The sequence below is a fragment of the Okibacterium sp. HSC-33S16 genome, assembly GCF_024171565.1.
Lineage (GTDB): Bacteria > Actinomycetota > Actinomycetes > Actinomycetales > Microbacteriaceae > Mycetocola_A.
On the sequence record NZ_JALJZZ010000006.1, the window covers coordinates 33,317 to 52,935 of the forward strand.

At 62.1% G+C, this 19,619-nt stretch carries 15 protein-coding genes and 1 tRNA gene; 9 read left to right on the forward strand and 7 right to left on the reverse strand.

Annotated features, from left to right (window positions below):
- Positions 1-16 precede the first annotated feature (16 nt).
- Positions 17-1,282, reverse strand: coding sequence for an extracellular solute-binding protein (locus L1277_RS13360; protein WP_308215106.1), 1,266 nt, complete (start codon positions 1,280-1,282; stop codon positions 17-19).
- Positions 1,283-1,464: 182 nt separating this feature from the next.
- On the opposite strand from L1277_RS13360, the gene L1277_RS13365 reads away from it, so the two are divergent.
- Positions 1,465-2,676 (forward strand): ROK family protein, encoded by a 1,212-nt coding sequence (locus tag L1277_RS13365; RefSeq protein WP_253377050.1) that lies wholly within the window; start codon positions 1,465-1,467, stop codon positions 2,674-2,676.
- A 10-nt stretch (positions 2,677-2,686) separates the two neighbouring features.
- On the opposite strand, the gene L1277_RS13370 is transcribed toward L1277_RS13365, so the two are convergent.
- The 3 genes from L1277_RS13370 to L1277_RS13380 are packed head-to-tail and all read right to left on the reverse strand — an operon-like array spanning position 2,687 to position 5,944.
- Positions 2,687-4,339: a tripartite tricarboxylate transporter permease gene (locus L1277_RS13370; RefSeq protein WP_253377052.1), complete on the reverse strand. Its 1,653-nt coding sequence runs from the start codon at positions 4,337-4,339 to the stop codon at positions 2,687-2,689.
- 1 nt (position 4,340) lies between these two features.
- Positions 4,341-4,931: a tripartite tricarboxylate transporter TctB family protein gene (locus tag L1277_RS13375; RefSeq protein ID WP_253377054.1), complete on the reverse strand. Its 591-nt coding sequence runs from the start codon at positions 4,929-4,931 to the stop codon at positions 4,341-4,343.
- A 2-nt stretch (positions 4,932-4,933) separates the two neighbouring features.
- Positions 4,934-5,944, reverse strand: a complete 1,011-nt coding sequence (locus tag L1277_RS13380; protein WP_253377056.1) for a tripartite tricarboxylate transporter substrate binding protein — start codon at positions 5,942-5,944, stop codon at positions 4,934-4,936.
- A 179-nt stretch (positions 5,945-6,123) separates the two neighbouring features.
- On the opposite strand from L1277_RS13380, the gene L1277_RS13385 reads away from it, so the two are divergent.
- The 5 genes from L1277_RS13385 to L1277_RS13405 all read left to right on the forward strand — a co-directional run bounded on the left by L1277_RS13385 (position 6,124) and on the right by L1277_RS13405 (position 10,249).
- Positions 6,124-7,770 carry a sensor histidine kinase gene (locus L1277_RS13385; protein WP_253377401.1) on the forward strand — a complete coding sequence of 549 codons (1,647 nt, stop codon included), beginning with the start codon at positions 6,124-6,126 and terminating at the stop codon, positions 7,768-7,770.
- Positions 7,767-8,465: a response regulator gene (locus tag L1277_RS13390; RefSeq protein ID WP_253377058.1), complete on the forward strand. Its 699-nt coding sequence runs from the start codon at positions 7,767-7,769 to the stop codon at positions 8,463-8,465. Before L1277_RS13385 ends, L1277_RS13390 begins: the two co-directional genes overlap by 4 nt.
- 80 nt (positions 8,466-8,545) lie before the next feature.
- Positions 8,546-8,619, forward strand: a tRNA-Pro gene (locus L1277_RS13395).
- Positions 8,620-8,800: 181 nt separating this feature from the next.
- A complete protein-coding gene (locus L1277_RS13400) occupies positions 8,801-9,055 on the forward strand; it encodes a helix-turn-helix domain-containing protein (RefSeq protein ID WP_253377060.1) in 255 nt (84 codons plus the stop codon).
- Between the two features lie 6 nt (positions 9,056-9,061).
- The gene (locus tag L1277_RS13405; RefSeq protein ID WP_253377062.1) at positions 9,062-10,249 is read left to right on the forward strand and encodes a site-specific integrase; all 1,188 of its coding nucleotides are present in this window, start codon (positions 9,062-9,064) and stop codon (positions 10,247-10,249) included.
- A gap of 547 nt (positions 10,250-10,796) precedes the next feature.
- Here L1277_RS13405 and L1277_RS13410 read toward each other — a convergent pair.
- Together L1277_RS13410 and L1277_RS13415 are read right to left on the reverse strand one after the other, a co-directional pair.
- A complete protein-coding gene (locus L1277_RS13410) occupies positions 10,797-11,255 on the reverse strand; it encodes a hypothetical protein (RefSeq protein ID WP_253377064.1) in 459 nt (152 codons plus the stop codon).
- 722 nt (positions 11,256-11,977) lie between these two features.
- On the reverse strand, positions 11,978-12,832 hold the full coding sequence (locus L1277_RS13415) for a hypothetical protein (protein WP_253377066.1): 855 nt from the start codon (positions 12,830-12,832) through the stop codon (positions 11,978-11,980).
- Positions 12,833-13,657: 825 nt separating this feature from the next.
- On the opposite strand from L1277_RS13415, the gene L1277_RS13420 reads away from it, so the two are divergent.
- The 3 genes from L1277_RS13420 (at position 13,658) to L1277_RS13430 (ending at position 17,964) form a co-directional block, all read left to right on the forward strand.
- Positions 13,658-14,710 (forward strand): DUF4238 domain-containing protein, encoded by a 1,053-nt coding sequence (locus tag L1277_RS13420; RefSeq protein WP_253377068.1) that lies wholly within the window; start codon positions 13,658-13,660, stop codon positions 14,708-14,710.
- Between the two features lie 600 nt (positions 14,711-15,310).
- Positions 15,311-16,042 carry a hypothetical protein gene (locus L1277_RS13425; protein WP_253377070.1) on the forward strand — a complete coding sequence of 244 codons (732 nt, stop codon included), beginning with the start codon at positions 15,311-15,313 and terminating at the stop codon, positions 16,040-16,042.
- Between the two features lie 590 nt (positions 16,043-16,632).
- A complete protein-coding gene (locus tag L1277_RS13430; RefSeq protein WP_253377072.1) occupies positions 16,633-17,964 on the forward strand; it encodes a hypothetical protein in 1,332 nt (443 codons plus the stop codon).
- Positions 17,965-18,122: 158 nt separating this feature from the next.
- Here the strand turns inward: L1277_RS13430 and L1277_RS13435 are convergent, their stop codons facing one another.
- Positions 18,123-19,127: a DUF6236 family protein gene (locus L1277_RS13435; RefSeq protein WP_253377074.1), complete on the reverse strand. Its 1,005-nt coding sequence runs from the start codon at positions 19,125-19,127 to the stop codon at positions 18,123-18,125.
- Positions 19,128-19,619: the final 492 nt, after the last annotated feature.

Here is a 19,619-nt window from a genome sequence, read left to right on the forward strand (position 1 = left end):
TTTCCCTCCTGGTGCTTCAGTCGCGCAGGGCGAGTCGTGCCCAGTCGGCGTCGAGCCGGCGCAGTGTCGCGTCGACGTCGCCACCCGTCGCCATGGTCTGCACATAGTTGGCGGTCGGGATGCTCAGGTGCACGCGTTGTGACGCACCCTGGTAGAACTTGCCTTCGTCGTAGAACTTCTGCATACCGAGGATGCGTTCGTCGGTCACCGGCGCCGCGTCGGTGGTGGTGCCGAAACCGAGGAAGCTGGCGTTGTACTCGTCCATGATCTCCGGCTGCATGAGGAACGAGACGAACTTGCGCGCCGCCTCCTTACTATTGCCAATCTCGGGGATCCAGAGAGCGAGGTCGAGGTTCACCCGCACCTTGAGGTCCTCGGGGTCGTTCGACGCGGGCAGCGGGAACGTGCCGAGCCGCAGGTCCTTGTTTGTCTTGGCGATTTCGCCGAGTGCCCACGGCCCCTGCATGAGCATCGCGGCCTGGCCCTTGGCGAACGCCACGTTGCCGTCGCCGTAGCTGCGACTCTCGGCGTCATCGTTCGAGTACCCGGCGAGCTGAACCATCTTCTCGACCGGTTCCTTGAGGGTCTTCTCGAACGAGACCGGTGAGTCCGGGCCCACCTCGGTGCCGAGCTCGTTCATTTGTTCGTAGAAGTCGGCGACATCGACCGATCCGCCCACCGTGTAGTCGAACAGCCCCTGTGCGACGGTCCACGGTTCCGAGAACGTGCTGTAGATCGGCGTGATCCCGGCGTCGAGGAGCGTGTCGCAGACATCGATCAGTTCGTCCCACGTTGTGGGAATCTCGAGGCCGTTCTCTTCGAAAATCTGAACGTTATAAATGACGGATGCCGCGGCAATCGAATACGGCAGCACGCTGGTGCGTCCCGGGTAGGTCGAATACTGATCGACGAGATCCTGCACCTCGGGTCGAATCCGGTCTGCTTCCGGCATATCGGAGAGATCGGAGAGGGCGCCGCGTTCCATGAACCGTGACATCTCCATGTTGTAGTTGAGGAGCCCGACGTCCGGCGGGTTCCCGCGGAGGAATCCGGCGGAGAGGTTCGACGCGGTGTCGAGGGTGACGTGGACATCCGACTGCTCGCTGTTGAACTCCGTGGCGAGGTTCCGGAAGAAGCCGATTGCCTCGGGCTTGCTCATGTGGAAGGTGATTTCCTCGGGCCCGCTGCCGGAGTTCGCGCAGCCGGTGAGCGACACGGTTGCAGCAGTGAGGACCGCTACAGCGAGTCCCAGTCGATTGCTGATGGATGTGCTGCGTTTCACGACACTGTCTCCCTTGACGAATGTGTGGGTGGCGCTTTTGGGGGATATCACTTCGACGTCGCTTGCGAGAATATTAAATTTAGGACGTATATCTATTGGTGTCGTAAATGATGCGCCCTCAGATTTGAAAGGTCAAGACCTTGAGACCGAGCGTGACCGTGTCGTCACCTCAGGGAATCCGCATGCAAAATGCGCGCGGAGTCCTCGAGCATGCGTGGCAAACGGAGGTTTTTACAGCGACGGATGCCATGGCATCCGTTGGTCTGACCCGTGCGACGATCATCGGGATCTGTGATGACCTCGTCGCGGGAGGCTGGCTGGAGGAACGAGAACTCGACGAGACGGCGCGGAAGGGCAGACCGGCTCGACGCTATGCCCTGCGGGAGCGAGCAGGATTCGTGGCGGGAATCGACGCGGGCACCGACCACATCGGTGCACGGGTTGCCGACCTTCGGGGTCGGGTGATCGGCAGCGCGGACGTGAGGACTCCGGCGCGCTCGACGCTGGGTAGTTGGAACGCAGCCGATGGGGGCGAGCGCCGTCGACTGACGCACGAGGTTGTCGAGCGTGCGCTGTCGGCTGCGGGAGTGAATCGGTCGATGCTCCTCGCTGTGACGCTGGGCGTCCCCGCGCCGGTGGACGCGGCGGGCTTGTCGCCGGAAGGAAAAAACGGTTTCTGGGCGGCCATGAACCCGAACTTCGGCGCTGCTTTCGCGGACGCGGCTCCGATCGTCACGGTGGAGAACGACGCCAACCTCGTGGCGATCGCCGAGCGGGCCTCGGTGCACGGCCAGGGCCGTGATGTCAGCTCGTACATCGCGATGCTCGTGGGGGAGGGCATCGGGTCGGGGCTCATGATCGACGGGCATCTCGTGCGTGGTCGCCGCGGTGGTGCCGGTGAGATGCGTTTCCTCGACTACGTCGATGGAGTGGGCACGGCGAATGGGCTCGCCCTGCAGGCACGGCGGTGGGCGGAGGACGCGATCCGCTCAGGCGAGGCCGGTATCGAGTCGCCACTCGGACGGCTGGATCTCGCCACCCTGACCGAGCACGATGTGGCTCGGGCCGCCGAGTCCGGGGATACCGTCGCCCAACGTATTCTCGACCGCTTGGCCGAGCGCCTCGCACGCATCTGCATTGTGCTCGGTGACGTGCTCGATGTTGATCGAGTGGTCGTCGGGGGAGCGATGGTGGACTCCTTGCCCATGGTCATCGGTGATGCTGCTCGGCTCGTCGCCGAGAGCGGTGACCCGACCGCTCCCGATCTGAGGGCGTCGGCGCTGGGCGCAGAGGCGGTCGCGACCGGGGCGATCGAGCACGCACTCTCACTCGTGCGTGAGCGGGCATTGGAGCTGCGCCCCGCCGCCCGCCCACTCGCGAATCCGGTCCTCTGAAGCCGACGAGCTACTGTCGATCGTCTGGCGAGTCGGACTCGTCGTCTTTCCACGGGATGACGCGAAGGTCCCGTGTCTTGATGTCGGTTGGCCGGTCTCCGGCGTCCCACATCTGGTTCACCGCCACCTTGAGCGAGGTGTCGGCCGCTGCCGCGGCCGCGAGCGTGCGCTCCAACCGGCTTTGGCGGTGACGCAGCCAGAGCCCGAGACCGATGATGAGAATCAGCGCGAGATAACAGATCGCCGCGAAGGGACGGGTGAACAGTGCCCCGAGATCACCCTGGCTGAGTTGAAGCGCTCGCCGAAGCTGGGCTTCTGCCATCGGGCCCAGGATGAGGCCAATGACCAATGGCGCGATCGGGTACCCGTAGCGCCGAAGGAAGTATCCGACGATTCCGATGATCAACAGGATCACAATGTCGACGATCGAGAAGTTCACGGCGTACGCGCCCAACGCCGCAAAGGTCAGGATGCCGGCGTACAGGTAGGGCCGAGGGATCTGCAACAGTTTCACCCAGATGCCCACCAGCGGCAGGTTCAGCACGAGCAACAACACGTTGCCGATGTACAGGCTCGCGATGAGCGCCCAGACGAGCGCCGGCTGGTTGGTGAAGAGTTGCGGTCCCGGTTGGATGCCGTAGGACTGGAACGCCGACAGGATGATGGCGGCGGTTGCCGTTGTCGGCAGTCCGAGCGTCAGGAGCGGAACGAGCACGCCGGCCGCCGCCGCGTTGTTCGCTGACTCTGGCCCCGCGACTCCTTCGATCGCGCCGCGTCCGAACTGCTCCTTGTGTTTGCTGAGCTTCTTCTCGCTCGCGTACGACAGGAAGGTCGCGACATCTGCTCCACCGGCCGGGATCGTTCCAATCGGGAAGCCGATGGCCGTTCCACGCAACCACGGCTTCCAGGATCGACGCCAGTCGTCCTTCGTCATCCAGCTGCGCCATCCGCGTGTCACCGGGATCAGAGCAACGGCTCCGTGCCTCATCCGGCTGGCCACGAAGAGCGTTTCGCCGACCGCGAAGAGCCCGACGGCCACCAGAACGACGTCGATGCCGTCAGCGAGGGGAAGCAAACCGAAGGTGTAGCGCTGCTGGCCGGAGAGGATCTCGGTTCCGACGAGCCCCAGGAAGAGGCCGATGCCCAGCGAGGTGAGGCCTCGCCAGACCGATGAGCCCAGTAGGGCCCCGACCGTGATGAACGCGACGACCATGAGCGCCACGTAGTCGGCGGGGGCCAGGGTGACCGCCCACGACGCGATGATCGGGGCGAACAGCGTGAGGCCGACCGTCGCGAGGGTGCCGGCCACAAAGGAGCCGATCGCCGCCGTCGCCAGCGCGGCAGCACCGCGCCCAAGTTTCGCCATCTTGTTGCCCTCGAGCGCCGTCACAATGGAGGCGGACTCACCGGGTGTGTTGAGCAGGATGCTCGTGGTCGATCCGCCGTACATGCCGCCGTAGTAGATACCGGCGAAGGTGATCAATGCGGCGGTCGGGTCAAGCGAATAGGTCAGCGGAAGCAGCAGGGCCACGGTCATGGCCGGGCCAATGCCGGGCAGCACGCCAACGGCCGTGCCGACGAGCACGCCGATGAATCCGAAGATGAGGTATTGAGGTTGGAGGGCGGTTGCAAACCCCTCCATCAGGCTCAGGATGTTGTCCATGTCAGCCTCTCAGCGTCGCGAGGAGTGGGTCGAGCCACGTGAGCAGCGGACCGGAAGGGAGGGAAAGGCCGAGGAGGCCGCCGAACAGTACGTAGATCACGAGTCCGAGGGCGAGGCCGATGACGAGTGCCATCCACCAGCGTTTGGCGCCCAGTGACCAGGCAACACCACCAAAGAGCACGGCCGCCGCGAAGGGCCATCCGATCAGCTCGATTAGAGCAATGTGCGCGACGACAAACGCTGTGATTTTCGCGAGCGTGATCCAGTCGGTTTTCGCGGCGCTGTCGATGTCTTCGCCCTCTTCGAGGTCGGCGAGACGGCCTCGAATCACGTCTACGACGACCATGGCCGCTGAGACGATGAGGATCGTTCCGACGAGGAACGGGAAGACGCGAGGGCCGACCTGCGTTCCCGCACCGGGAACCCGGATGGAGAACGCTCCGACGAACACGAAGATGCCGAGAGCGAGCGCGAGGGCCGCGAAGATGTACTCGCCGAGCTTCGAGCGCGGAGCGGGGGAAGCGGCTGGAACGTCTCCAGCCGTCGGGCGCGCCGGGCCGGTGCCCGACGCGCCCGTCGATGGGGAGGACATGGTTACTCGACCAGCCCGATGTTCTTCAGGGTGGTGGTGACCTCGGTGATGTTCTCGTCGAGGAACGTCGAGAACTCGTCACCGGCCAGGAAGGCGTCTGCCCAGCCGCGGGTTTCGAGCTGCTCGGTCCAGGCGCCGCTGTCGTGGAGCTCAGTGACCACGTCGATCAGGGCGTCACGGTCTCCGTCGGAGATGCCGGTCGGGGCGAGAATACCGCGCCAGTTGGTAAGGGTGATGTCGTAGCCCTCGTCGGTGATGGTGGGTACATCCGGCAGGTTCTCGGCCGGTTCGGCGCTTGAGACGGCGAGCGCCTTCATCGTGCCTGACTCGATGTGCTCGACAAACTCGCCGATTCCGGAGATGCCCGCGGCAGCGTTGTTGCCGAGGATCAGGTTGACCGCTTCGCCGCCGCCCGAGTTGGGGATGTAGTTGAGGTTCTCGGCGATCTCACTTCCGGACAGCCCAGCCTCTTCGAGCAGCAGGCCGGCGAGGATGTGATCGGCGCCGCCCGCTGATCCGCCGGTCACGGTGACATCCTGGCCGTTCTCGACGATGTCGTCGACGAGGTCCTTGAGGGTGTCGTACTTCGAGTCGGCCGGCACAACGACGACGAGGGCTTCCTCGGTGAGTCGAGCGATCGGGGTGGTGTCTTCCATCCGATTGGTGGCCGCGTTGGTTTCAACGGCGCCCACCATGACGAGCCCGGTGACCATCACGGTGTGCGGGTCTTTCTCGTTCGCCAGTGAGGCGAGTCCGACCGTGCCGCCGGCTCCACCGATGTTGGTGACCGGAGCGCTGTCCACGAGCTTCTCTGACGTCAGCGTCTCCGACATGGCTCGACCGGTCTGGTCCCAGCCGCCGCCCGGCTCAGCCGGAACGATGATCGAGAGGTCGGTGACCTCGGTGGCTTCGGCCGACCCGGAGTCGGACCCGCCGCTCCCGCCCGGTGAGCTGCAGGATGCCAGGGTGAGTGCCGTTGCTGCTGCCACAACGACCAGTGCGATTCGTCGCATGATTCCTCCTCATTGAGTGATTGCCTCGTTGCAAAACGCGATGATGCTGAAATGCACGTTAGTTCGGGCTCTTCGCCAGCCGAGGCTTTCGTAACTATTGGACGCGACTTATCGACGCACTCCGTGGCATCCGTTCGTCGTCGGCACAACGTTGGCGTGACAATGGAGGGGTGAAAGCAATGTCGCTTCGGATGCAACTCCTCCTGCTGCAGGCGTTTATCGTCTGCGCGGTGGTGCTCGTGACGGGTATCGTCGCGGCGAGCCTCATCGAGCGCCAGGTGCGTGATGCCTATTTGGATCGCATGATCGGGGTAGCGCAGTCGGTGGCCACCCTTCCCGCGATCCGAAACGCATACGACGACGCCGACCCGGCGGCCGTGATCCAGCCGATCGCCGAGGTCATTCGTGAGGCGTCGAACGTCACCTACGTTGTTGTGACGGATGCCGATGGCATCCGTTATTCACATCCCGATACGGATCGAATCGGCGAACGTGTCTCGACCGACCCATCGGTTCCGTTGTCGGGGAAGATGTTCGTCGGCACGGAGACCGGAACGCTGGGGGAGTCCTGGCGGGCGAAGGTTCCCGTGCACAGCGCGGACGGCGACGTGATCGGCACCGTGTCGGTCGGCATCCTGGAATCGTCGTTGCGTGATGACTTTGTCGGCGGGCTGGGCGGGCTGGTGATTCCGCTTGTGATTGCCGCCGTGGTCGGCATCTTCGGCGCTGCCGGGGTGACAGCGATTATCCGGCGGCGCATCTACCGGCTCGAGCCCCGGGAGATCGCGTCGTTGGTCGATTCCCGCGAAACCATGCTGCACGGCATGAGCGAGGGCATGATCAGTGTCGACGAGAACGGCGTAATCGTGCTCGTCAACGACGCGGCGCTCTCGCTGCTGGGGCTCGAGAACGATGCGCTGACCGGTCGAGCGGCCGCTGATGTCCTTGACCCCTCGCTTGTCGGTGTGCTGCAGCGCGGGGAGTCTGGCGGGCAGCTCGTACTTGCCGGCGAGCGAATTCTCGTGGCTCGCAGCACCGGTACCGAGTTGAACGGCCGGGCTGTCGGAGCGACGTTGTTGGTGCGCGACCACACGGAGCTTCACCAGCTGCTGCGCGAGATGGACGGCGCGCAGTCGCTCACCAACGGTCTGCGGGCGCAGGCGCACGAGTTCGCGAACAAGCTGCACGTGATCTCCGGGCTGCTCGAGCTTGGTCTGGTCGAAGACGCCCGCGCCTTCGTCGAGCGCACCGGAACGGGTGGTCCGCTGCGGGTGCCCGGCGAAGAGGTCATTCGTGAGATCCCCGAGCTTGCCGCCCTGCTGTTGGTCAAGGCGAGCCACGCCCGTGAGCTGGGAATGTCGGTGTCGATCACGTCGTCCGACCCGCTGCCGATGTGGTTGAGAACGGATGCCGCGCTGACGTTGCGAGGCGACCTCGTGACGGTCGTCGGCAACCTTCTCGACAACGCACTCGAGGCGTGTGCGAGCGGAAACCACATTGAACTCGGCTTCGCCGTCGATGGCGGGGTCATTCGGGTGACCGTGCAGGATGACGGAAACGGGATTGAGCCAGACCAGTACGAGCGGATCTTTGAGGAGGGGGTGTCCTCGAAGGTCGTGACGGGTGACGCGAGTCCGACCTTGCGGCGGCGGGGGATTGGCCTGGCCCTGGTGCGGCGCACTGTCGAGCGTGCCGGCGGAACGGTGACGGTTGGCACATCGGAGCTGGGCGGTGCGCTGTTCACCGTGGAGTTGCCGGTCGGCGATCTGCCCGATCGGCTCGCGGGCGCTCCGTTCGAAGCTGGCCATCCGGGAGTGTTGTCGTGACCGTCTCCGCCAAACTCCGCACGATCATCGTGGACGACGATGTCGAGGTGGCGTCCTTGCACGCGAAATTCGTGTCGGTCCATCCGGCGTTCGACGTGATCGCCACCGCGCACAGTGGGCCGGAGGCATTGCGGCTCATTGCCGAGCGTCGGCCCGATCTGGTTCTGCTCGACTTTGATCTGCCGGGCAAGCCGGGCCTGGAGGTTTTGCGAGACGTCCGCGCCATGGGAGGCGCTCAGCCGGAGGTCATTGCAGTGACCGCTGCCCGTGATGTTGAGAGTGTGCGGCAAGCGCGGAGTGCGGGCATTCAGCACTATTTGGTGAAGCCCTTCACCGCCAGTAACCTCACGGCGCGGCTCGACGATGTGGCCCGGGACCGGCTGGCGCTCGTGGAGTCGGGAGCTCGCGAGGAACTCGCGCAACGTGAGATCGACGCACTCATGCGCTCAGGTGTCCGTGCACGCACGCAGCTGCCCAAGGGGCTGAGTGGCGAAACGCTGGTCACCGTTGAATCGGCGTTGGGGTCCGCGCCAAATAGTTCGGCCGGTGAGATCGCGGAGTTGTCCGGTATTTCACGGGTGAGCGCGCGTCGTTATCTCGAATACCTGGTGGCAGTGAACCGAGCGCAGAGAACGCTCGACTATGCAACCGCAGGGCGGCCGTCGACGCGGTTCTCGAGGAACGACGGAGCCTGAGGGGCGAGACTTGGGCGTGACAAAACCGGTGTCGTTTGTCCTGTAGCATTGATGAGGTTGCCCGCGAGGGCGACTGGTCGCGGGCTGTGGCGCAGCTTGGTAGCGCACTTGACTGGGGGTCAAGGGGTCGCAGGTTCAAATCCTGTCAGCCCGACCGAATGTCCCGGAAACTCAAGGGTTTCCGGGACTTTTTAGGTTAAGAGATTTGATTACCCCATCAAAAACCCACCTTTTACTCCTCTCAAACGGCATTGAGGCCGCGCTCCCGTCCGTCGCGCTGACGTCCTTCTGGGTCCGCTCCGATCGTTCGGGATTCTCGTGCGCACCTAGTGGATATGAGCATCCACGAAGAACACCCAACCTCTTCTCCGACCGACGCATGGGGACTGGAACCACTGATGGACGTCGCCGAACTGGCGTCTTACCTCGGTATACCGCTCTCAACGGTCTACGACTGGCGCGTGCACGGCAAAGGGCCGACGGCCTACCGGTTCGGCAAACATCTCAAGTTCGCCGTCTCCGACGTGCGGGCGTGGATCGCCGAGCAGCGCGAACCGTCCAACCAACCCGGTCACACCGATCGGCGGTGAACTGAGATGGCCCGGCCACGGTTGACGATCGGCACCTTCGGCGACATCACCACGCGGGTGATGCCATCCGGCCGATTCGAGGCACGAACCCGCTACCGCGACTGGGACGGTCGAGCGCGCCAAGTGCAGGCCACCGGCGCCACCGCCAAGGCCGCCGAAGGCGCGCTCAAGGCGAAACTCGCTGAGCGGTCCCTGCTCCGACCCACCGACACCACCCTGACACCCGACAGCCTCTTCGCAGACCTCGTGGCCTACTGGTTGAGCGACATCGACCTGGAGGGCCGGATCTCCAAAACCACCCGGAACCTGTACGAGCGCAATATGCGCACGCTCGTCTCTCCGGCGTTCGACAGCCTCACGCTGCGTGAGATCGGCGTCGCCCGGTGCGACCAGTTCATCAAACAACTGGCGAAGCTCTCCTACAGCCGCGCCAAGCAGGCCCGGGTTGTGCTGCGGCTGGCGCTGGAACTGGCGGTGCGCCATGAGGTTCTCCCGCGGAACCCGATGGACCACGTTTCCCGCCTGCACCGCGAGCCGCACATCCCGGATGCGCTCACCGCCCCCGAGGTGAACGTCATTCGTGCGGCGATCGCTCGGTGGGAGGCCGGCGAAGACCATGTGTCCGGTCCCAAGCCCGACGGCCAGCTCGGGGCGATCGTCGAGGTGATGCTCGGAACCTCGGCTCGCATCGGCGAGGTGCTGGCCATCCGGAAACGGGACGTCGACATCACCAGCGCCGTGCCGTCTATCCGCCTGGCTGGCACGATCGTCAGTCGGAACGGCGAGCGGACGTTCCGACAAGACCACCCGAAGACCGCCAAATCCCGTCGTGTCGTTGCGCTGCCCACCTTCACCGCAGACGCCGTCCGCCGGCGGCTCGCGAATGCAGGGAGCATGGGTTTGGATTCGCTGCTGTTCCAGTCGCGGGACGGCACGCCGCTGACGACCGCGAACGTGCGCCGTCAATTGCGTCACGTGCTCGGGGGAGCAGGGATCGAGGGAGTGACCCCGCACATGTTTCGCCGAACGGTTGCAACCGCGGTCAACACCAACGCCAGCATCGAGCTCGCGGCAGAACTGCTTGGCCACACGGACACGAAGATCACGGTGCAGCACTACATACAGCGCAGCGAGATGGTGAACCCGGCCACTGCCGCGCTCCTCGATCGGGCGTTCGCGAAGGATGAACAGTGAACGCGGTGCTGCCACGGTGGCAGCACCGTCTATCCGGGGGTTTCGCTGGTTCTCCTGGAATCAGCGCCCCGACCGCAACTGCATTCGTCACCGGCTTTTCACGAAGGATGCCGACTTCTCACGGTGCCGCCACGGTGGCGGCACCGCATATCCTGGGGTTTGCCGCCAGCAGTGAATCACTGTTTCCGGTCGCGGCTAACCACATGGACCAGGAGCCGGCGAGCGTCGACCACCGATCACGGTGGTGCCACGGTGGCACCACCGTCTCTTCTGGAGTTGTGCGAGAGCCCAAGAATCAGGTCCGCGATGCAAGGTGCAGGCCTGCTCGGAACTACCTTCCATTGTGCGCCGAGGATTGAGCGTTCGCAATCGCTCCATCCGCGAAAGCGGAACCTTCAACGGGAACGCAGCGCCGCCCTTCGAGTCTCTTGCGTCGAAAAGCTATCGCGGCGCGAAACGGCGGCTACTCACCCCGACCTGACGAGGCGTACAAATCCCGGTCGCAAGACGGTTCACAGGTATTGAGAACGACAAGGGGAAAACCGCGTTAGAACAAAGGAGGTACGAAGAGTGTGGCGGCTACTCCGGCGGTGAAGAAGATGATATTGACCACAAGCTGGGTACGGAAGTCAGATTTGGCGGACCTTTTTAGCTGAAGACCCAACTGCCCGCTTACGAGGGAAGCCACCGCTTGACGCTGTTCGTCGTTTAGCGTTGCAACGCGGTGGGCCTCCTCCGCATCAAATTTCAGTCTTGCTGTCTCCGTCTGCGCCAGAAGGAGTTCAGCTTGCACTTCGCGATTCAGCTGACCCGCCGCCCCGGTCAATTCCGCAAGCTGAAGCATCTTCATTTCGAGCGCCAGGGGCGGGGGTTCAGAGGCTTTTCGACGCTCCTCGATTCGGGCCTCCACCCAAACACGAAGGAGTCCGATGCAGAAGATGAGTACAAGGGCGGGAATGAACCAGCCGAGGACCGGCCAAAGTGCGGACCATATGTCTAACTTCATTGCTGTTTCTCCTGAGCACAATGCCGAGCCGTCGAGCATAGGAGGAGGCGGCCTCGTTCCTCCGAACACGCCAACGATATCGCTGCGCACGTCACGATTAGCGCACATCTGTCACTCGATGACCCACGTATGAGGATGGCCCAGAACCAGAATGGCCTGAATGCTCTTCAGCCGCGATTCTTAACGCGCCGGCCACCCACACAACGTGATCAATAGTGACGCCACGTCAAACATTTCCCCAGGGGACCGGTTTGCAGGTCGCTGTCGTAGTACCAAGCCTTCGCCACCAGGCAGCAGAGTCGCTCCTGCGCGTCCTGTACGCGATGACGGCCGCGAAGCCTCGGACTTGCGACTCCGCAACCCATCCGGCTCTTCTTCGCTGGCGTGACCACATACAAAGACCGGGGAGCACGAAGAAGGACGAGTGGGTTCGGAAACTCGGCGCCAGCGGCTATCGCCCCCAGGCATGCGAACGTGAGTCGCACTAGATCAATCGACGTCGATCCGAGGGGCACCCTCTCTGAGTTAGCGGAGCAATCACGATCGTTGGTTGGCGCAACCCCGGGATACGCCCAGTTTGGGTCCCCGCCGTCTGCCAGGTCGTCCGGACGCTTGCGCACTCAGATAACCCGCCTTCGACGATGCTTATTGAAAGCGTTCACGGGCGCTCCGCCGCTTCAGCTCGCAGCAATGTCGAATATGTCGACGGCGGCTCACCGTGCTCATTCACCGTCCGCGCTGGGTTCGCCTTCGGTCTCCCACTCATCGGCGTCCAAAGCCCATAGCTCACTGGCATCCCAGTCACATTCGCAGCCAAAGAGTTGACCTCCTTGGCGGGGGCATTCCTCTAGAACACAACCCGGGCCGTGGTACTCGTCTAACTCCGCCCCGCAGTCGCGACAGTACCTGGATGGAATCTTGCCATCCATCCAGTCCTGCTCCCACACGTGCTCGCGCCCCCATCGCAACCGGGGATATTCGACGCCGTCGAGGTAAAGACTATGAACCCGCTGCGCCGCAACCAGCTTCCGTGCCCACCGCCGGTGCATCGGTCGGCCACGAAACGTAATGAACTCCCGCTTGAAAGACTCCACGAGGTCCATGGCCGTCTGGACGTGGGTTTCGGGGATATGTTCAGACAGTGAGCCTTCGAAATGCTCCTCGTGGAACTTGTCGAGGAACTCGAAGATGAGGAGGTAGTTTTCGCGCACCTCTGGAGCTATGAGGTCTACCTCGTAATGCGTTATGTTGTTTCGCCACTTGACCGCTAGCCGGATTGCCCGAGTGTCTTCGTCTTCGAGCGAAATACCCGCTGCAATAAGGCGATCAATCGACCTCTCTAGGCTCACGGTGTTTCGACCTGGTCTGTCGACGTCTTGCCAGATAAGGAGCGGGTGCTCGTCGCTCAACTTCTGCTTCAGGACGAGTTCCACTGCATGAACCAGATTGAGCACGGCGAATTTCCAACGTGAGTGGTCGCCCTTAGCGCGCTCGACATCGCTAAGCGACTCCGCGAATGAGTCGTACGCGTTCTCGATGAGAGACATCCGAAGAGCCGGGGCTGTTGAATTCTCCATCCTCTGAATCTAGGACCTTGATGGCGACACGCGAGCGGGATATGTAAGGGATCGCATCTCGGTTGTCGTGGGTGGGGGCATCCTGGCTCGAACCCCACGGTCTCTGAGGGCACTCTGTGCGCTACTCGCCGTCGTCCGTGAACTCCAGCACACCCCTCGCAGGTGCGACGCAGCGAGTAGCGGTAACTCTGCCGCATCGCCACAACCGACGATCTGGACGCGAACCCGGTCCCCTTCTCCGAGACGACGGACTAATCATCGTTCCCGCTCGGGGCCGCTTCGTCGATCGTGCCGCATGATGAACCCCTACGGGCCATCCGCCGCGTTAGCTTCGGACGGATTCACCAGCGCCGAGAGACGCGTCGACCAGGCACACGGCGGCTACTGAAATGCGAGGGCGGCCGTTAGGTATTTCAATGCCGATTTTGAGCCGGCGACGCGAATGCGTCACAAATGGATCGCGCGATACCGTAGTGCCTCGTGTGCAGTGCCGAAGTCGCGGTCACCTGCGAAAAACCGACCGTCACGCTCGTGCATGATGCCACGCGGCCCCCACGGGTAAGTTTTCGCCTGTTTGTACTCAATATGCCAAATCACGCCAAACTCGTCACTTCGTTCGGAGCGCGTTGTCCTATAAGGAATACCGTTGTACTCGGTCTCTTCATACCCATCCGCCATCCAGGAATCCTAGCGGCACCGGCACCGGCGTTGTCGTCGCAGTCGAGTGGAAGCCTTCAGCTAGGCAGAGCGACTCAGCTTCATCCCGTGTGATGGATCGTCCGCGAACCGGCAGGCCTACTGTCCCGCGTGGGGCAGGATAAACAAGTGACCGGAGAGCGCACCCACGAAGCGAAGCGACACCACCATGTTCCTCAGTTCTACCTTCGCGGCTTTGCGGACGGTGAGCAGATTACGACCGTTCGCTTGCCCGGGGACAAACGCTATGTCCAGTCAGTGCGCAAGGCGGCCGCGGAGAACGGGTTCTACTCGGTGCCGGGGCACGAGGACGGCGCGGACGTGTTCGAGAAGATGCTCAGCTCCATCGAGGGCGAAGCGGCAGGCATATTCAGATCGGTGGAGTCCGGCGTCTGGCCACTCGAACCAAAGGACCGGACGACACTTGGGGCCTTTATCGCTCTACAGGTGAGCCGCGGGCCGGAGCAGCGCAGAAACATGCAGTTTCTCAGGGCGCAGATCACCCGGTTGGAAGTCGGCGCCGGTGGCAGGTCAAAGATCAAAGATTGGGCGAAGCGCAAACTCCGCGTGGAACTAAGCGACGAGCAGGCCGAGGAGATGTGGGAGCAAGCGACGCGCCCAGAAGGGCCACCCATTCGGATCTCACCCTTGGCGCACATCCGTCAGATGGCGGAACAGAGCGAGGCGCTCACGCCATTTGTCCTCGGTCGTCCTTGGACACTGGTTCGCTTCGATAGGCGCTCCCTCTTCACGTCCGATACACCGGTTGGTCTCGTGCCGCACGCGGAACGCGAGGATGACCATGGCCTGGAGTCGGGCGTTGGCTTCATGACCGCCTGGGGAGTTACATATCCACTCACGCGCAAACTGGGTCTCCTCATGAGCGATCCGATGGTGCTCTCCGACAGCATCCATGTGTCGCGTGTCCAGCGAGGGGAGTTCGACCTCGCACAGGTAGGGAGCACTCAGATGGGGCGGTTCTTCAATCTGAGCACTGTGACGAATGCGTCGGAGGTTGTCTTCCACCACCCTAAAGACGCGCGTTTCGTTCCGAATGAGCTCCCGGAGGCGAACCCGGTGACGATGCGAATGGCGGGCCTGCCACCGGAGTTTCCTGACGAGGGGATGTTGAAGCCAAGGCCCGCGAAGCCTGAACACGCGGAGCCAGCAGCTGATGCATAGTCCGGCGGCGAAGCGAGAGGGAAACTGAAGGTGTTTCTGGCGGCCGGGTGTCGACACGCTCACCCGCCCGTCGGGGCGATTCTCGGCTCTCGGGTCTTGCGCCGCGCTTGAGTTGGACGCCCGCGGTCTATCTGCAGCTCCATCTTGAAGGGATCGGCTCACGCCCACCCCTCTGGGAGCGGGGGCTGGACCACTATCCCGCCCCCGCTCCCAGAGCTACAAGGGCTCGATAGTGATCGTGATTGCGGTTACAGTGACAGTCACAGTGATGCGGATGCCTGCGTTAATCGGGTCCTCCCTTCTCTCGGGATGCCCCCTCCTGTCTTGCCGGACGAGGGGGCATCTAGCTTATGAGCCAACTTTGGCCCCACAGCTGACCGCCGTGCAACTTCGAGACACAACGCTCTGAGCGGAGCAGAACGACCCTTTTTCGAGGCAGCCCGATGTTCCAAGCGGTATAGCAATGCGACGTGAGCGGGCCGCGAATCCGTCGCGAGCGGTACGGTAAGGAGTAACTCTCGTAGCTCTGTACCGCTGTGTACCCCCGTACTGCATGTCGCTCCGCTGAGGTAGGCAAAAAATCTGACCGGAGCCGCATATATGGACACCCCCGCTGAAGCAATCGAGTCGCTCGGGCTGTTCGCCGACAGGTCAAAGCGGAAGTCCAGCGTGAACTTTCCCATCGAGTATGTGAAGCGTGCGGACGGGACTAAGCCAATGGCAGCTCGGCTCTTTCGATCCAACGACCTTCGACTCAAACTCCACATGACGCTGGTGATGAGGGCCACTAAAGCTCCGCACACGCTCCCCAAGTACACAACTCGCTACCTGGCAAGGCTGCTGAATGTTCCTGGCGACACAGGGCCCCGCCGGATCAACGACGCGATGAAGTGGCTTCGAGAAGAGAAGCTCATTGCGAGCACGACCCTCGCTGATGGGAAAGAGGGAATTCTGCTCCTCCAGCCCGATGGGTCAGGGGATCCCTGGGAGGTTAAGGGAGCGACACGTTGGGTCGGGGTGCCCTTCTCGCTTTGGACTAAGGGGTGGATCCTGCAACTCGGGGGGCGTGACCTCGCCGTCCTACTTGCACTCCTTGAGCTCAACGGAGGGTCGAACCACCCGCATGGGGAGATGATGAGTGGACACCGCAAGAAACAATACGGGCTTGCTGACGACACATGGACGAGAGCCACCCAAGAACTTGAAACACAGGGTCTGCTAGAAACCACGAAGGTCGTGTGGGGCAACGAAGAGCATGAGTTGCGCACCCGGAAGCGCTACCGCATAGTCCGGCCGAGGCTTGACGACCTGCCGAATTGGTCCCTCACGTAGCCTAGGTTTCTGGGGCCCGGCGACGCGGCACCGACGGTGAGGGAAGCCTCAGCGGGACGCTGCACTCACGTAGCGCCCGGCAGCCGACGCCGCACGACCGCCAATCTATGCGGGAGTAGTGACTCGTGCACCACAAGTGATGGCGGCGGTTCACTTTCATTCAAAATCACCGTCCGAACGTACGTCCACCGTTTCTTCGAGGACGGGGACCACCACACGCCTTCCACCCGACCGTCCGCGCGTTCAATATGTACCCGCGCCTCTGGTATTTCCTCAACATCACCAAGCCTGCTCCTGGGTGAGACTGTCACGGACCAGCGCCACCCATCTACATCCCGCTCGAGCAACGTCGAGTACTCCCAGCGACGTGTCGACAGCTGCCGCGTGAACAAGAGGACCGGGATCCCTTCGAGGCGCATTCGCTTCATGGCACGAGCTTACGGTCGGAAGCAAGGCGTTGATCCCGACATTCCACTTCGCTGCGGGGACTAAGGAACGAGTGGCGAGCTGACATGCGCCCGGGTCAGAATTTCGAAGGGCTTTCCCGAGTAATGGAACCACGACAGAAGTTGCAGACTGTACTCATGCCCATGAGTCTTAAAGCCTGTCCATGCATCGATGCACATCGCCGGCTTATGGACGTGCACGAAGACATCCACCGCGCCATAGACAACTATCACGAGCCTGAGGAGTTTCGCCGCAGTTTGAACTCGGCCATCCAGAGCGCTCGAAGCGTCACGTTTCTGATTCAGAAGCGGAAGTCAAAGTGGGCCGATTTTGATGACTGGTATGGCACCTGGGTAGCGACAAGCAAGCTGAATCCAGTTCTGGCTTGGAGCGTGCATTCACGAAACAAAATCGTCAAGGAGGAAGATCTCAAAACGTCGAGCGTCGCAGAGATCGGAATCTACGGCCCGCGTCTTAAAGTGCTCGAGGACGCCTTCGTCGTTCCAGCTGCTACGACGGCAGAAGACGTGCTGCGAATTATCGCGCAGCCATCTCAGGCTGGAACGTCGCAGCAGAATGAACCCATTCCTGCGGGCGATCCAGCGGAGATGACTATTCGCGTTCGTCGCAAGTGGATTGATTCGGGGTTGCCCCATTTAGAACTTGTATCCGCGTTGCGGGAGGTATACAGGGGTGTGGCGCATGTCGTGGAAGAGGCACACACCCGATCTCAAGTCGATCGGTGCACGGCACCGCACTTCTCTAGATCGTGCGTAAACGCTGAGATAGATGCAGGCCTCGGATGTATGGGGCCCGATATCGGCGGATCGGTGATGTTTCTGGATGGGAGGACAGGAGAAGTACGGACGCCGCAGTACGTTCGGGTGAATAGAGACCCGGACATGGACGAAGCCTTCTTCCACGAGCACTACGGGATACCCACGCCGACATTTGGAAAGGGCCCAATCGGCGATCTTGAGGCTCGTTTAGAAATGGCCCGGGCGATGGTACGCACTGAAGGATTCGCTGGCCAATTTCTGATGTTCTACTACGGAGATGAACCCTTCTCATTCGCGCCGCTAACCTTCGAGAGTGATCGACCAAGAGAGGCCAAAATCGAAATGGCTGTTGAGGGCCTGGGGGCGCGAAGTTTCGACGGAGCGCTGTTTGTGACGGAATTGTGGATGGGTACCGGCACTTCCGGAGGAGAGAAAAGCGAAGTGACGCCAACGCCAAACGAAGATGAAGAGCAAGAATCATCGCACTATGCTCGCGACACCATCGGGGGACGGAAAGAAGCCATCTCGGTTATTGGGTTGTCCGCACATTCGACCCCCAGACAACTCATCCAAGTTTTTCGTAGGGTTGACGGTGAAGTCGAGTTCGACAAGCCCTTCGAAACACGCGGCTGGAACGCAATCCCTCCTCTGCTTAGGCCGGTTGTTCGTGGATTCAGTAAGCGCTCAAGTGACTAGAGAGTCAGTTCCTAATCCGCAACAACTGTTGACTCAGTGGAGGCGCGTGCGAGCCTTCCTGTCGAACGCCCCTGCTCTGTCGGCTCTTGGTACAAAGGTGGTCAGTCAGCTAGCCGTACGACGGACCTTGAATGAAAGTGCACGCCGGAGAACTGACTCTAGAGTTGACTCGCAAGAGCAGCGTATGCGAGAGGTTCAAGCGGATCATAGGCACGTTGCTTCAGCAATTCAGCTACTCCATACCCAACCGCTCCCGCCTCAAGCACGCCAGCTCCTACGCTGAGGCCGACCGATAGCGCGGCGCCTCCAGAGACAATGGTTGCCGCGGTCGCGAGAGCGATACCCGTTACGCCTCCGAAGCCAACCAAGACAACCTTTGGCCAGCGCTTCTTCTGCATCTGTTCGCGGAGCTTGGCGAGATCTCTCTCAATCTCCTGCATGACTCCTTTAGCCTTCACCTCGCGCTGCGTAGCGTTGTCGATCAGCGCGAGGTCAACCAATTTAGCGTCGAGGAACACACGGCATCGCTGCAGCTCTTCGTGGTTGTCCTCCTTGAACGCCCTCAGCTCGGCCGCTGGAACCGGGGAGCTTGGAGCGGGCAGTGCGTCCATGATTACGGCGAATCGCAACTCGGCAAGGCGTCGGTCCACGTCATCAATTCCGGGCGCGAGGATTCCTATCGCACGCCTCTGATCTGTGACGGGAAGCAGGCCCTTGCGTGCTCCGCTCATCGCAGCGGCCAGATACGCCATGTAGGTGTCTGCCGTCTCGCTCTCGATTTGCCACCAGCCAAACTCGAGTCCATCGTCCGTCCGCGCGAGGCCTTTCTTACTCAGCCTTTCGAAGAGACTCCAGGACATCTTCCCGGAGTGAAGGCGAACGAATCTCCAACTGCTCGGCGGACCTGCCGGAGCCGACAGCAAACCCAGGAACCCCTCGTCGAACGAGTCACGATCGATCTCCCGCATCGCGTCATCAGGGCTGAGGTACTCAAGCATGCCTTCCTTGCGCAGTTGCTGCATATACGGATGTTCAGCTTCTCCGGCGCGCTGGAACGATCGAGGCACTATAGACGCCACGCTGTCCCAATAGAGAAGAACCTGTGTGAACCATGGCGACTCGGGAACCCGAATATACGGAAAGTACAGCGCTGTCTGCTCCATGGTCTCTCCTCAGCGTGGTTACTGCAGGCTACGGCGATGCGACAAGGTTCCACAAGGTTCCCAGAACGGCGATCACGAAATATTCGGAGCGCGTCCATAGACATAAGGTCGACGTTCGCATTTCGCGGCAGACTGATGCCTTCCGGGAGTAAGGGGCCCGTAGCTGGCTCGCACATGTGCTCCTCACGAGGATCACCATCCCTCGATGCGGAGGGTTGCCATGAACCCCGCATCCGACTCTGCTCTGAAGGTGGGGGCGCGGAAGATTGAATACGCGCGTGCCTCGGCGGTAGCCCGAAGCGAGCGGTAGAGATCTGCGCTCTTGAGCCCCATAGTCACCACACCCTCGCGCTGGGTTCTTGGCGCGACGGGCGGGGCTGGCGCGGAGATGGAGTTCTCCTTCGGTTTGAGGCGCGAGTCTCGTTCTGCCGGGTTGTCCGCATCGCGCTAAGAGCTGACTATGACGGTCCCGAACGCCCGGGGCGTGAGCAA

Bases quoted from the DNA above. Each gene is read 5' to 3' on its own strand.
- L1277_RS13365 (WP_253377050.1), top strand. From the start codon at position 1,465: ATGCAAAATGCGCGCGGAGTCCTCGAGCATGCGTGGCAAACGGAGGTT.
- L1277_RS13370 (WP_253377052.1), bottom strand. From the start codon at position 4,339: ATGGACAACATCCTGAGCCTGATGGAGGGGTTTGCAACCGCCCTCCAA.
- L1277_RS13375 (WP_253377054.1), bottom strand. From the start codon at position 4,931: ATGTCCTCCCCATCGACGGGCGCGTCGGGCACCGGCCCGGCGCGCCCG.
- L1277_RS13380 (WP_253377056.1), bottom strand. From the start codon at position 5,944: ATGCGACGAATCGCACTGGTCGTTGTGGCAGCAGCAACGGCACTCACC.
- L1277_RS13385 (WP_253377401.1), top strand. From the start codon at position 6,124: ATGTCGCTTCGGATGCAACTCCTCCTGCTGCAGGCGTTTATCGTCTGC.
- L1277_RS13400 (WP_253377060.1), top strand. From the start codon at position 8,801: ATGAGCATCCACGAAGAACACCCAACCTCTTCTCCGACCGACGCATGG.
- L1277_RS13405 (WP_253377062.1), top strand. From the start codon at position 9,062: ATGGCCCGGCCACGGTTGACGATCGGCACCTTCGGCGACATCACCACG.
- L1277_RS13410 (WP_253377064.1), bottom strand. From the start codon at position 11,255: ATGAAGTTAGACATATGGTCCGCACTTTGGCCGGTCCTCGGCTGGTTC.
- L1277_RS13415 (WP_253377066.1), bottom strand. From the start codon at position 12,832: ATGGAGAATTCAACAGCCCCGGCTCTTCGGATGTCTCTCATCGAGAAC.
- L1277_RS13425 (WP_253377070.1), top strand. From the start codon at position 15,311: ATGGACACCCCCGCTGAAGCAATCGAGTCGCTCGGGCTGTTCGCCGAC.
- L1277_RS13430 (WP_253377072.1), top strand. From the start codon at position 16,633: ATGAGTCTTAAAGCCTGTCCATGCATCGATGCACATCGCCGGCTTATG.
- L1277_RS13435 (WP_253377074.1), bottom strand. From the start codon at position 19,127: ATGGAGCAGACAGCGCTGTACTTTCCGTATATTCGGGTTCCCGAGTCG.